The organism is Candidatus Burkholderia verschuerenii, assembly GCF_001189365.1.
GTDB classification, from domain to species: Bacteria; Pseudomonadota; Gammaproteobacteria; order Burkholderiales; family Burkholderiaceae; genus Caballeronia; species Caballeronia verschuerenii.
This window is the reverse complement of the sequence record NZ_LFJJ01000063.1, coordinates 14890-27678: the sequence shown is the minus strand read 5'-3', so window position 1 is coordinate 27678 and position 12789 is coordinate 14890. Positions and strand designations below refer to the sequence as shown.

Sequence of the window (12789 nt, the reverse complement as noted above, 5' to 3'; positions counted from 1 at the left end):
TCGGCGAAGTTCCAAACTCCCAGGAAACCATTCAGATCAATATTGCTTCTGGGAGTTCTGGGAAACACGATCTTCCGGCGGCCCCTTGCCACCCTTGACTTCGACTAATTCTGAAGGGCCGACTATCGTAGTCTCTGGTCCCGATCGCTTCGATCCTCCCTGCGGCGATCTCGAAGCGAGCCGCTGGGAATGGCTTGGCGTTCGACTGCTGTGCAGCGCGCTCTTCGTTATCGGACGCCGCGTCTTGGGTGTCGTTTCCAAGAGTCGGAGACTTGATAGCCGATACGTATGCCAGGTTGGCGAAAGTCTCACGAAACTGAGCGGCGTCCAAGGAAGCGGTCATGACCTTTGGAGCGGAAACGTGCGAAGGTTGCAACGCCTGTCCCGGCTTCAATCGGGCGAGATTTTTGACCCCTGACGCCTTGAAGTATTGCTTGATCTCCCAAGTGCCGCCGGCCGTTCCTGTCAGTCTCTTGTAGACATCGAAAGCAGTATCGCCCGGCTTTACCACGTATTTCACCTTAGGGGCCTCTGCTACGTAGGGACAGCCGGGCCACTTGAGCGAGTATCCGCGCTCGCCGATCACTCTATCAGGTTGAATGTTGGCTCCGTCCAGGCTGTTGATTCGCACGAATTGATCCCAGTATGCCGCGCGGAACGATCCGCACAACACGTTCACGATCTGCCGCGAAGTCAACACCTTCAGGTCCGGGAAATTTTTCTCATCGAAAGAGCGCGCGTCCACCACGGACGTGAATTCACGCAACGCCTTATCCGACAGCGGCTTTTCAACGCGCACAACCAGCTTTGACTTGTCCGAATCGCCACCCGCGCTGCGAACTTCACCCGACATTGTCGTCAATATAAAAAGGAAAACTAACCTAAATAAACAGCCTTCGTTGACTAGTCGTGACATGGCAGAAAACCTCGCGTCGCGTTGATGCCACAAATAACCAGATGCTTTCGCGCGTCAAGCCATTGCGTGATGAACTTTTTGAATTGAGGCGTCGCTAATGGCGCAATCCGCGAGACGGCGACCGGTCCGGAGGGATCATCCTGATCTACCTGAACACTCGAGTTGATGCCCCGCACGGATCGGGAAGCGCCCTGTTTGGCAACAGTTGCGCCCGACATCAATGGTCCACCCGAGTGACCGTCACACAGCGCCGGCGCGCTTTTTATTGAGGAGTTGATCTTTATGACGCGATCGATCTCGACGTCCTGATTGGAGGGCAAAGAGGTGACAGCTGCGTCACCGAGACGCAACAGTCCGTCGAGTCTGACATCGTTTTTTCCTGACGAAAGCAGGATTGCGCGATCCGAGCAACCGAATCCGGTCATGAGCACCTTCGACCCCTGAGCCAAAGGGTTTTCGATGTCGATGTTCTCGTAGTCAAGGTCTTGCATGAATTGTGGAACGATCTTGAGCATATCAAAGGCGCACACTGCATAGTCTTCGCTAACGCGTGGCGAAGGGCCGTTCCATATATGCTGATCCACAGCCTGGACGTATTCGGGTGAAAGTTCGCACGTCGCCTTTAAACTTTGGCCTCCCGCACGCAACCATGCGGAGGTAACGAGTTTGGAACCCGGACCATCGTCGAAGCAGTGTGCCGCCGTCAGGAATACACCCGGTCCTATCAGGATCGCAGTACAGGTAGCAGGAGGATAGACGCCTTGAGGCGAAAGCGCCGCATCGATCACGGTTGCCCAGTACCGTTTTTCCGCTTTTACTCCACTGATTAGCTGTACGCTGGCGTCCGTCCCGTGCTCAGCGAATGCCCTAAAGACGACGTCTCCTGGCAATGGCTGCGTAGCTTTCGCACGTTGAGCGACCGACGACTCGTTTCGCATTAGCAAGCAAACCGCTGCGCATATGACCCATGCGTACCTCATGGCGATTCCTTAGGCGATTCATATTGATTCGGAAGCCGAATACAATTCATTCCTTTAGCAAAACTCTCAGTTTCGCTACAGCCTACTTCTGCTTGCCTGCAGCCACGCCAGAGGCAGCAGCAGGCGTCTTGGCTCCGCCATTAGTGGCGTCCTTTACTGTTTTGACTGCCGATTGAAATGCAGAAAGGTCATCTGAGATGGATGCCAAAGTATCGGAGCTTTGCGTACCAGAGACGGATGCTCCGCAGACAGTCCCAAGATCGATCTTTCCCTTGACAGGAAGCGACTGCAAGCGGATGAGATCAGGCGCAACAACGACGAGATGAAACTGGGAGACCGAACGGTCTGATCGTCTGTCGATTTTCAGCGTCGCGGTCCGGCAAGCCGGCGTTGGAAAATAAGAGACCGTCCGATCGATCGACCTCGTCATGAAGTCATGGTAAGAGACTGTGCCCGCAGGCTCGCCTGCATCGTAGGTAAAGCTCCAGTTCCAGTCATCGTTGATTGTGTTCGAATCGGTTTTCGATGGTACAGCTATAACGAACGGCTCCAGCGATTGTGGATGGGTGCCTGGTGCTTTCTTCACCACTGATGAAACTTGCACGACGGTCGCTAGCACGGACGCAAATTGTCCCAAACGCTTTGGGACCAGATTCTCGGCTTCACTACTGACGGAAGAAACCAAGTCTGAATTCTGGTACTTTGTCAGCCCAATCGTCGTCGACTCGAAGAATCCGGACACTCCTTTGACGGCAAGAGTACGGGTGTCATCCGGCATGACGACAACGCGCGCCTTCCAGGTTTTTCCATGGAGTGTCGCCGTGTTCAAACCATTGTTCAGCGACGGCGCCGTCCCGATGTTTCCCTGACCTACAGTTTCGGAAGCGGGCTGCTCGGAGGCAGCCGACGCAGCTTGCGCTCCGGATGCCGAAGTGCCGGATTTTTTTTTCGCTCAGCGCTTGAGCGCGCGCCGATGCACCGGTGGCGCCTTTCGTGCGGCATGCCCGTTAGCATCGGATGGTTGTTGTGCATCCGGCTTATTGTCCACCACAGCCTTAGCGGCCGGCGTCACGAGTATATAGGCCTTAGGTAGTGAAAAATATTGATAATGCTCCTCCGCTTGACTCTCGGCGGCTTCGAAATTGCGGGCGGGTGAAGGCAGCGCATATTGGACTTTCACCGACTCGCATGCGCTGAGCGTAAGTCCCGCCAACGTCACGACTAAAGCGCGCATCTTGTTCTTTTCCATATTTTGAATGCCTAACTTTTTATAAGGAAGCCCGTTACGCCTGATTGGCGGCACGGCACGTCGACATCTGCAGATCAGTCGGCCCACGTGATTCGCGGACAGCGCAACGCATCCACTGAAAGCTAGTCAATCACCTTCGAAAGGATAATGGACTATTTGTAGTCCGGAGCGATTGGAGTACACCGAATCGGAAAAAACACCCAATGGAAGAGCATGCGAACGTTCGATGCACGGTACAGTCTGTTTCAGACTCAAAGTTTCGCGGGCAAGCCCGACAGAACGTTCGAGCCCGGTTTTGACGCCCCAAAACAAAAATGCCCCGGGCTAGCCCGAGGCATCTTCGTCCTGCAATCGCCGCGCTACATCAACGCGCGCCCTGCTTCATCCTCAAAGCGCCGCCGACGCCCTCTGCGGCATCGCGCCGACCGGCGCAGGCGAACCCGTCTCCTTGGCAATCGCTTCGCACAAGCCGATCACATGCCGCAAACACGCGGGATTGAAAAGCGAGTGATCGACATCCGGAAAAGCCGCGAGCCGTATCGACGGATAGCGCGACAGCCGCGCGCCATTCTTGCCGAAGTACGACGACAGCAGATCGAGTCCCGGCTCGTAACTGCCGTATAGCATGACGGTCTTGACGCCCTTTGCGTCGAGTGCGCGCATGATCGGCAGCGGCGTTTGCGCCTGTTCCGGCGGCACCGTGCTGAGACGATCGAGATGCAGCATATCGATGATGCGCGAGCGCACGCGCACCGAATGACGGCTCGCGATCAACACGAGAATGCGCGCGAGATTCTTCTCGCCGCGCAAAATCGCCTTCCACTTGTCGATATCGAAAACGGAGTGCGCGTAACCGGCCATCGAGTTGCCGGTCAGCTCGAAAGTCGCTTCGGGTTTTCGGTCGGCGGGACGCTTGAAGGTGAGGATGTTCACCGACATCACGCCCGTGATGACCGGTTCGAGCACCGCCGCTCTCAGCGCGTGATAAGCGCCCGAGCAGATGCCGAAAGTGATGATCGACTTGTAGCCGCGACGCGAAAGCCAGCGCGCCGCCGATGCCGTATCTTGCGTGCCGACCAGGTTATAGATGCGTCCGTAAGGCGTATCGGCCTGAACGTCGCCGGGCGCGGGCGGACTGTCGCTGCGTCCGCGTGCGTCGAAACGCAGCGACGCCACGCCGCGACGCGCCATCTCGCGTGCGACGCGCACCGCAAGCCGGCTATCGCCCACGCGCGAACTCGCCGCGGTGCTCGTCAGCAGCAGCACGGAATCGCCGCGCGCCGCTTTCATATGCGGCTCGCACAAGACGCCGAACAGCCCTTCGTCGCCAATGCGCACCGGACGCTCGATAGCATCGACCGTCTCGATGCTCAGCTTCGGCCAATCGACCGGCGTCGCCGATGGCTCGGCTGGCGCGCGCGCGTTCGTATCGCCCGAAATCCATTGCGCGACATGCGTGAATGTCGCGTGCGGCGTCTCGGAGAAAGCCGACTCCTGAAGAAAGCCCAGCAGATCGTCGAACGCATGCGCGTGGACATCGACGCCCAAGGCGGTCAACGCATCGGTCAAAGGTGCGTTCGCGCCCGCTCGCGCCTGCATGATCAACGCACGATGCGCGGACGCATTCGATGAAGCCTGGACCGTTTTCGTCAGATCACCCCGCGTACCGTTGCCCGGATGTAGCCATCCAAATCGCTTGCCGAACACAATCGGAGTCATTCTTCTTTCCTACTTTCGTCTCAAGTGCAGGGCCAACCACTCGTCAGCTTATATTTGCCCTACTGAGCGATTGCGATTGCATTGCGGAGTGAAGCGCAATAATTCACATGGGTGGGAAAGGCCAGGAGAAGGACGATAGGTAGAGCGCGCAGGATGGTTTATCGCTCGTCGTCGGAACAAGGCCGTTCAGGATGAGACTACGCCTTGAGCAAGCGCGCGGACGCTTCAGGACAGGAGGCGCGCCTTGAATAAGCGCGAGGTCTCGCACAGTCATCTAGCCCTCCCCGCTCGCGATTTTGCGTTCACTCGGCGGTTCAATGAAACGGAATCTAACAGATTTCCAGCGACTAGCGATATCTATTTCTTCGTCCGCTTAGCAAAGCCGATCAACCTGAAAGTGCCTTGCGTAAGGGCTTTTTAAAGCCTATCGGGCTTAGCGCGTTGCTCATTCAACGATGCGACTTCGATGTGTTAAGCAGCGAACATGCGAGTAGTTAATTCATGGTGTATTTGGAAATTGTCTTGGCCCGACACGGAATTCTTTAGCGATATCCAAGCTTTTTTGGCAGGGCAACATGGCATCGCTCAAGCAAGTCTTTAGGAATATCCAAGGCTTTTTACGTCTGACGCGAAATTGCCTTTTAGCGCATTGCACAATGCGCCAGCTAAAAACGCTTAAGGCTTTTAACGTAGTACCAGTAGCCAATTTGGTACGACAAGAACCATGCGCAAAGTTGACCGACCAATCCGCCAATACATAGCGAATCTGGCCAGCCTTAAACATTCGATACATCGCGAATGTATGATCCACCGCGTAAGCACCAATAGAAATGTTTTCCCTTCTGGGTAGATGCCATAGAACTTCAGAAAAAACCCACTACTACATACGAATTTTTGGATCATAAATCTTCTTTCATCTTCCCTTGCGACTTGGGGACCAGGGTTCTTTAGATGCAACCAGTTCGCTTCGACGGGACATGTCCGACAGTAGAAAGACGTAGTGCGCTTAGCCGCGTTTGAATCCGGAACAGACTTTGATAAAGCCAGTTTCGCGATCCGCCTTTGCGCACACATTCAGTCTGAGTCGACCTGTCCATACGAACCAGAAGCCTGTACTAAATGCCTGGCAAGCGGACGAACTGAAAAAATATTCCCAAGAAATACCGATGCATTGCTTTACGAAGTTTGAGATTGCAACGTGGTTCATCACCAGTCGAAGCTGATCGTCCCGCTCACGCGGCGCGCACGTCCATCAACGGGGAACGTGACGCGCGCGGCGTGAAAGCCGACCGATCGGTGTTTCGATCGAAGTATTCGACTCGCCAGGAATCGACAGGCAAACGGCCGCCGTGGTGCAGCCGATCGCATTGCTCTTAGCGCTTAAGCCTTAGCGCTCGTTCCTTCCTGTGCGGAGATCCTTATCGATTAGTAATCTTAAGTATTTAACGCTTGAAGTCGAGTCTTTGTTCAGCGCTCGAGACTCGCATTTGAATTGCAATGCAATAAGACGATTGCTGCTTAAGGTTACTGCTTAAGGCGGCTTTGGTTTCTGTATTTGAACAGCAAGACAAATGAAGTACTGTCTATCCCGGACGAGATCAGACAAAAAACGAGGAGAGGTGGTGAGTTGAGAACAGAACCTCCGAAACTGAGCGCGCTTTATCTTGCGTCGCGCCCGCCGTTTCCGCCGGCGGGTGGCCGTGAACGCCTGATATTGCAAAGCATCGAGTTTCTGGCATCGGAGTACGACCTGCATGTCGTCGTGTTCTGCCTGAAGGACGAGCGCCACGACCTGAGCGCCCTGTTCCGGATGGGAGTCCGCACCGTGCAGACCGTGGCGTTGCCGGGAGTGGTTCAGGTCGGCTACAACATGCTGACGCGTCGACGTTATTCGTTGCAGGAGAACCTGTTCTACTCGCGACGTATCCGCGCGACGATTCGTACGATCGTCCCGAGCGGCGTGAATGTGGTGATCGCCGACATGCTGCGCACGGGGCAATACTGCGACGATTTCAATCTGCCGAAGGTGATCGATCTCGACGATCTGCTCTCCGAGCGATACGGCCAGTTCCTTGCCAACGGGCATCGACAGACCGTGTTCGGCACGTTCTCGCGCCGCGTGCCTTCGCCGCTGCGCGCGCTCGAACCGTTCGTGCGCCGTCGTCTGCTGCGCTGGGAACGCGAAGCCGTCGCGGATCGCGAAGTCACCGCGCCGCGCCGTTTCGACGTGACCTTGCTGACGTCATCGCTCGAAGCCGCGCGGCTGCGCAGCACGAGTCACGCGGATCAGATCCACGCGAATCCGCAGGCCACGCCGCTGCCCGGCTTTCTATGGGCGCACGGACTGCAATCGCACGATCAGGTCGACTGCTTCTTTCTGGGCAATCTGCGCACGTCGCAGAACCTCGCATCGCTTTCGCTGATCGCGGAATCGGTCATGCCGCTGCTGGTGGAACGCGGCGTCGACGTGCGACTGCATATCGTCGGCGACTACGATGCGCGCATCAAGGCAATCACGCAGGGCGTGAGCGAGCGGATCACCTGGTACGGCTTCGTCTACGACTTCTCGGGCATCGTGGCGCGCTGCACGGTCGCGCTGTTGCCGATCGTCGAAGGAACCGGTGTCAAGACCAAGGTGCTCGATGCGATGGCGATGGGCATTCCGGTCCTGACCAATCGTTTGGGTATCGAAGGCCTGAGCGTCAAGCACGAACGCGAAGTGCTGCTGGCCGAAACCGCCGACGAAATCTGTCGCGCGATCACGCGCCTCGCTGCCGACGACGTGCTGTCCGCGCGGCTGTCGGCAGCGGCGCGGCATTACGTGGAATAACATCACGACCCGGCGTTGCTGCGCGATCAATATCAGCAGCACGTGCTGACCGCCATCGAGAAAGGCCGCGCGCGGCTTTCCGGACGCACGCGGCCGAGCATCGACACGCCGACGACGATCGTCCCCTTGCCGACCGCGGCCACGGCGTCGGTCACGGCCTCGGTAGCGGCGTCGGTGACGGTATCGGCCACGATCGAACAGGTCAGACGGTGACATCGAAAAACTGCCCGGTTCGACGCACGCGATCCGCCTGAGCCATGCAGGCATCCGCAGCACGAACCGAACAACACATCGCGCGGAAGACGAACGCTTTCGCACAGACGCAATACACGGCGAGTCGTTGGGTCTCGCACTTGGGAGTGAAGAAAAATGCGCCATAACCAGTCCATTCGCAGAATGAACGAGCCCGAAGATCTCTACTATGTTCAGTCGAGTGAGCGGGAACCCGACACGATGAACCTGCCGTCGGTGTTCGACGTCGCGCTCGACAACAAACGCATGATCGCGATCGTCGCGGCCTGCTTCGTCGCGGTCGGCGCGCTGTATTCGGTGCTGCACGCGCCGGTCTATCGCGGCGATCTCGTCGTGCAGCTCGAAGACTCGATGAGCCCGCCCGTCACCGGTCCGCTCAATAGTCAGACGGCTGTCCCCGGCGGCGACACCAAGTCGAAGACCGACGGCGAAATCCAGTTGCTCGAATCGCGCACGGTGCTTTCGCAGGCGGTCGACAACACGCATCTGTTCGTCGATGCCAAGCCGCACTACTTCCCGCTGATCGGCCGATGGATCGCAGCGCACAGCGACGGCCTGTCGTCGCCGGGCATCTTCGGTCTCGGCGGCTACGCGTGGGGCACGGAATCGATCGACGTGCCGCAGTTCGACGTGCCGCAGAAGATGGAGGACGACAAGTTCTATCTGCGCGTGCTGCCGGGCAACAAGTATCAGCTCGACGGCAAGGACCTCGACAAGCCCGTCGAAGGTCAGGTCGGCAAGACGCTCAAGTTCAAGACCGACGCCGGCGAGATCACGCTGTTCGTCGCGAAGCTCGAAGGCCGTCCGGGCGCGGAGTTCGATCTGAAGCGCCAGTCGCGTCTGGTGACGATCCAGGATCTTCAGGATCAAATCGACGTGAAGGAGCGCGGCAAGGAATCGGACATCATCGGCGCATCGTATGACGGTACGGATCCGGTGCTGGTCGCGGGCGTGCTGAACGAAGTGGGACGCCAGTATCTCGCGCAGAACGTGCGTCGCAAGACCGAGGAGGCGCAGCGCTCCATCGACTTCCTGCAAAGCCAGATTCCGTTGCGCGCCGAATCGCTGCGTCGCGCGGAAGACGACTACAACCACACGCGCGCGCAACTGAGCTCGGTCAGTCTCGGCGATGAAGCCAGCATGCTGCTGCGTCAATCCGTAGATGCCGACAGCCAGCTCGCCGCATTGCGTCAGAAGCGTCTCGAACTGTCGGCGCGTTACGGCCCGAACCATCCGGACATTCAGGCGCTCAATGCGCAGATCGCCGATCTCGGCGCGCGCTCGACGATGTTGAACGACCGCATCAAGGTTCGTCCGATGATCGAGCAGGACATTCTGCGCAAGACCCGCGACGTGCAGGTCAATCAGCAGTTGTATATGACGCTGCAAGACAATCTTCAGGAGATGCAGCTCGTCAAGGCGGGCATGGCGGGCAGCGCGCGCATCGTCGACTGGGCGCCGATTCCCGAAAAGCCGATCTGGCCGCGCATGCTGATCGTGCTGCCGCTCTCGGCGCTGGCGGGCCTGTTCATCGGCTTCGGCGCGGCGTTGCTGCGTAGCCGTCTGTTCCGTGGCGTCAGCGATTCGCGCGATATCGAACGCACGGTCGGTCTCGACGTCTACGCGACGGTGCCGAACAGCGTGATGCAGAAGCGCCTCGAAAAGCGCATGGACAAGACGCCCGGCGCAACCACCCTGCTCGCGGCCTGCTCGCCGCGCGATCCGGCGATCGAAAGTCTGCGCAGCTTCCGCGCGGCGCTGCAGCATATGGTGGGCGAGACGGTCAACAATCGCGTGATGTTCACGAGCTCGCGCGCCAGCGTCGGCAAGTCGTTCGTCGCGGCCAACAGCGCGGCGCTGCTCGCGTCGCCGAATCGCCGTGTGCTGCTCGTCGATGCGGATATCCGCAACGGCATGATTCATCATCGTCTCGGACTCAAGCGTCAGTACGGTTTCGCCGATCTGCTCGAAAGCGGCGACGTGCAGCGCGCGATCCAGCACACCAGCATCGAGTATCTCGACTTCATCTCGGCCGGCACCGAAGGCATGGACGCGGACCTGTTGCTGCAGAGCCCGTTCCTCGAAAAGCTGCTGGAAGAACTGTCGTCGCGCTATGACATCGTCGTGATCGATACGCCGCCGACGCTCGAAGTCGCCGATTCGGCGTCGCTCGCGCCGAACTGCGCCTCGGTGTTCCTGGTGACGCTGGCGGGCGTGACGAAGATGTCGGAGCTGGAGGAATCGGTGAAGCGTCTGCGTCAGGTCGGCGTCACGCCGACGGGCTCGATCTTCAATCGCGTCACGCCGACCTTCGGCAAGTACGGATACGGCGAATACGGCGCGAATCGCTCGACGCCAGCCAAGGGCGCGCGCGTCACGCCGGAGCTTCGATGAGTATCGTCTGGCCGCCCGAGCGCGGCATGGGCGCGAACGGCATGCGCGGCGTGCGGACGGCCGCGCGCGCACGGCGCGAAGTATCCGCTTCGCATGCTGGGCGTGCTGTTCGTGTTCGGCGTGCTGACGCAGCGTTTCGCGATTCCGCTCGGCAGCCAGCAAGTGCCGATCGCGTTTCCGATCTGCTGGTTCGCCGCGATCTGGCTGTCGCTCACCGGCGCGACGACGATGCGCCGCACGCCGACCGCGCTGTTGTGCATCGCGTTCAGCGGCATTCTGGTGAGCGCGGCGTTCGCGGTCGGCAAGCCGTCGCTGTCGTCGCTGTTCTATCTGCTCGGGTTGTATCTGCCGCTGGTGTTCGGCTCGACGCAAAAGATCAGCATGGAGGATTCGCAGAAGGCGGCGCGGCTGTTCGTCAACATGATGCTGGTCTTCTCGCTGATCGCGGTGTGACAGTGCGCGAGTCAGGAAGTGCTGCATATTGCGTATGTCGATCCGTTCGAGCGGCTGGGCGACAAGTTCGTCTTGCAAGGCTATCTGACGTCGTATCCGATTACTTACGGCGCGTCGCTGTACAAGTCGAATGCGTACTTCTTCCTCGAAGCATCGTTGCTGTCGCAGTTCGTCGCGCTCGCGATCATCATCGAGTTGTGGCTGTTCCGCCGCTTCTGGGCGCTGGCCTTGTTGTTCATCGCGCTGGCGACGACCTTCTCCGGCACGGGCGTGCTGCTGATCGCCGCCGTCTTTCCGGTGCTGTTCGTGCTGAAGGCGCGCGACATCAAGACGATTCTGCTGACCGTGATCCTGGTGATGGCCGTCGCCGGCGCGATCATCATGCGCCCCGCCGTGCTCGATCGCGTGTCGGAGTTCGGGCAGCGCGACACCAGTGCGTCGGCGCGCTTCATCGAACCGTACAAACTGATGGCGCATGAAGCGCTGGTCAGCGCGCCGCGCTTTCTGACCGGTTACGGCGCGGGTTCGGCGGACCGCATGGTGGCATCGAACGATGCGCTGGTGAACTTTTCGGCGGTGCCGAAGGCGGTGATCGAATACGGCGCGATCGGCGGCATCACGTTCCTGATTGCGCTGGCGTTCCGGATCGGCATGTCGGGACAGCCGCCGCCGATCGTCGCGGCGCTGCTGGTGTTGCACTACTTTCTGTCAGGTGCGCTGTTGCAGCCGATATCGGTGTTCGTGCTGTTCTATTTCATCGCGTCGGGCTCGCAGCGAAAGCCGCGATCGCGCGTGTGGCTCAGGCGCCGGGCGGTATCGACGGGAGACCACGAATGAGCGCTTTGCCGAAGGAAATACTGAAGCAAGGCAGCCTCAAGCAGCATCGCGTGCTGGTGATTTCGCACGTCAAGGAAGTGCGTAACGCGAACGGCGGCACGGTCTTCACGAGCGGGCTGATCGATCTGCTCAAACGCGAATTCGCCGATGTGCACGTCGAATACGTCTATCAAAGCACGCCGCGCTGGCGGCGCGCGCGCATCGCGATGGCGTTTCTGCGCTCGGGCTTGTCCGGCGTCGCGGCGAAAATCGAGTACTTTCGTGTGAACGATGCGCGCGAGCGGATCGGCAAGAGCGTCGAGCGTCTGCTGCCGGACATGGTGATCTTCGATCATCTGGAAACGGTGCTGTATGCGCCCTTGCTCGATGCGCGCGTGAAGAAGCTGCTGATCCAGCATAACGACGAAGCCGCGCTCTATGCGCAGCGCGTTTCGCGGATCGGTTCGCCGTTTCTGCGCGCCGTGCTCGAAACCGAACTGAAGCGGCTCGGCCGCTTCCAGGACAAGGCTTATGCGTTGTGCGGCAATGCGATCTTCCTGTCGGCCGACGAAGCCTCGAAGGCATCGAAAGGCTCGACGCTGCGTTCATGCACGCTGATGCCTTCGTTCGACTATCCGCCGATTCCCGTCGTCAAGCGTCCGGCGACGGAACTGCATCTGCTGTTCGTCGGCACGATGGACTGGTGGCCGAACACGGATGCGCTCAACTGGTTCGTCGACGAGATTCTCGACAAGCTGCCGGGCAATGTCGTGCTGCATGTGGTCGGGCGCGGCTCGGAGCGCTTGCGCGAGCGGCATCCGAAGATCGTCGCGCATGGTTTCGTCGCGGATCGCGCGGACGTGTGGAATCTCGCGCCGATCTTCATCGCGCCGTTGCGGCTGGGCGCGGGCGTCAACATCAAGGTCGCGGAAGCGATCCACAACGGCCGCGCGCTGGTGGCCACGCCGCAGGCATTGCGCGGTTTGTCGCTCGAAGCCAACGATGCGATCGTCAGCCTCGAATCGGCCGAAGACTGGATCGCGCTGCTGTCCGACTCGGCGCGCGTCGCCGCGTTGTCGAGCGCCGCGCCGACGCCGGCCAATCGCGACAGCTTCGGCCGCGAGCGTGCGCAGGGGCGGCTTGTCGAGTACCTGGAAACTTTGTGAAATCGCCTGACCTG

The 12789-nt window shown here is 59.3% G+C and carries 12 protein-coding genes; 6 read left to right on the top strand and 6 right to left on the bottom strand.

The features are described from left to right. Positions 1–31: 31 nt before the first annotated feature. The 6 genes from BVER_RS13385 to BVER_RS31540 all read right to left on the bottom strand — a co-directional run bounded on the left by BVER_RS13385 (position 32) and on the right by BVER_RS31540 (position 5675). A complete protein-coding gene (locus tag BVER_RS13385) occupies positions 32–916 on the bottom strand; it encodes a hypothetical protein (protein ID WP_050453724.1) in 885 nt (294 codons plus the stop codon). Beyond that, positions 904–1704, bottom strand: coding sequence for a trypsin-like serine protease (locus BVER_RS13380; RefSeq protein ID WP_198155252.1), 801 nt, complete (start codon positions 1702–1704; stop codon positions 904–906). The genes BVER_RS13385 and BVER_RS13380 overlap by 13 nt, the downstream gene beginning before the upstream one ends. 274 nt (positions 1705–1978) lie before the next feature. Beyond that, on the bottom strand, positions 1979–2674 hold the full coding sequence (locus BVER_RS31545) for a hypothetical protein (RefSeq protein ID WP_157056049.1): 696 nt from the start codon (positions 2672–2674) through the stop codon (positions 1979–1981). Positions 2675–2848: 174 nt separating this feature from the next. Next, complete coding sequence (locus BVER_RS13375) at positions 2849–3145, bottom strand: hypothetical protein (RefSeq protein WP_050453721.1); 297 nt, start codon at positions 3143–3145, stop codon at positions 2849–2851. A gap of 387 nt (positions 3146–3532) precedes the next feature. Beyond that, positions 3533–4864: an alpha/beta hydrolase family protein gene (locus BVER_RS13370; protein WP_157056048.1), complete on the bottom strand. Its 1332-nt coding sequence runs from the start codon at positions 4862–4864 to the stop codon at positions 3533–3535. 499 nt (positions 4865–5363) lie between these two features. Further along, a complete protein-coding gene (locus BVER_RS31540) occupies positions 5364–5675 on the bottom strand; it encodes a hypothetical protein (RefSeq protein WP_157056047.1) in 312 nt (103 codons plus the stop codon). Between the two features lie 816 nt (positions 5676–6491). On the opposite strand from BVER_RS31540, the gene BVER_RS13365 reads away from it, so the two are divergent. From BVER_RS13365 to BVER_RS13345, 6 genes are all read left to right on the top strand, one after another. Further along, on the top strand, positions 6492–7694 hold the full coding sequence (locus BVER_RS13365) for a glycosyltransferase family 4 protein (RefSeq protein WP_157056046.1): 1203 nt from the start codon (positions 6492–6494) through the stop codon (positions 7692–7694). A 15-nt stretch (positions 7695–7709) separates the two neighbouring features. After that, a complete protein-coding gene (locus tag BVER_RS31535; RefSeq protein ID WP_157056045.1) occupies positions 7710–7907 on the top strand; it encodes a hypothetical protein in 198 nt (65 codons plus the stop codon). A gap of 183 nt (positions 7908–8090) precedes the next feature. Further along, complete coding sequence (locus BVER_RS13360) at positions 8091–10340, top strand: polysaccharide biosynthesis tyrosine autokinase (protein WP_050453717.1); 2250 nt, start codon at positions 8091–8093, stop codon at positions 10338–10340. Between the two features lie 93 nt (positions 10341–10433). Then, on the top strand, positions 10434–10793 hold the full coding sequence (locus BVER_RS13355) for a hypothetical protein (protein WP_050453716.1): 360 nt from the start codon (positions 10434–10436) through the stop codon (positions 10791–10793). Positions 10794–10811: 18 nt separating this feature from the next. Continuing rightward, on the top strand, positions 10812–11630 hold the full coding sequence (locus tag BVER_RS13350; RefSeq protein ID WP_050453714.1) for a hypothetical protein: 819 nt from the start codon (positions 10812–10814) through the stop codon (positions 11628–11630). Next, positions 11627–12775 (top strand): glycosyltransferase, encoded by a 1149-nt coding sequence (locus tag BVER_RS13345; RefSeq protein ID WP_050453713.1) that lies wholly within the window; start codon positions 11627–11629, stop codon positions 12773–12775. The genes BVER_RS13350 and BVER_RS13345 overlap by 4 nt, the downstream gene beginning before the upstream one ends. Positions 12776–12789: the final 14 nt, after the last annotated feature.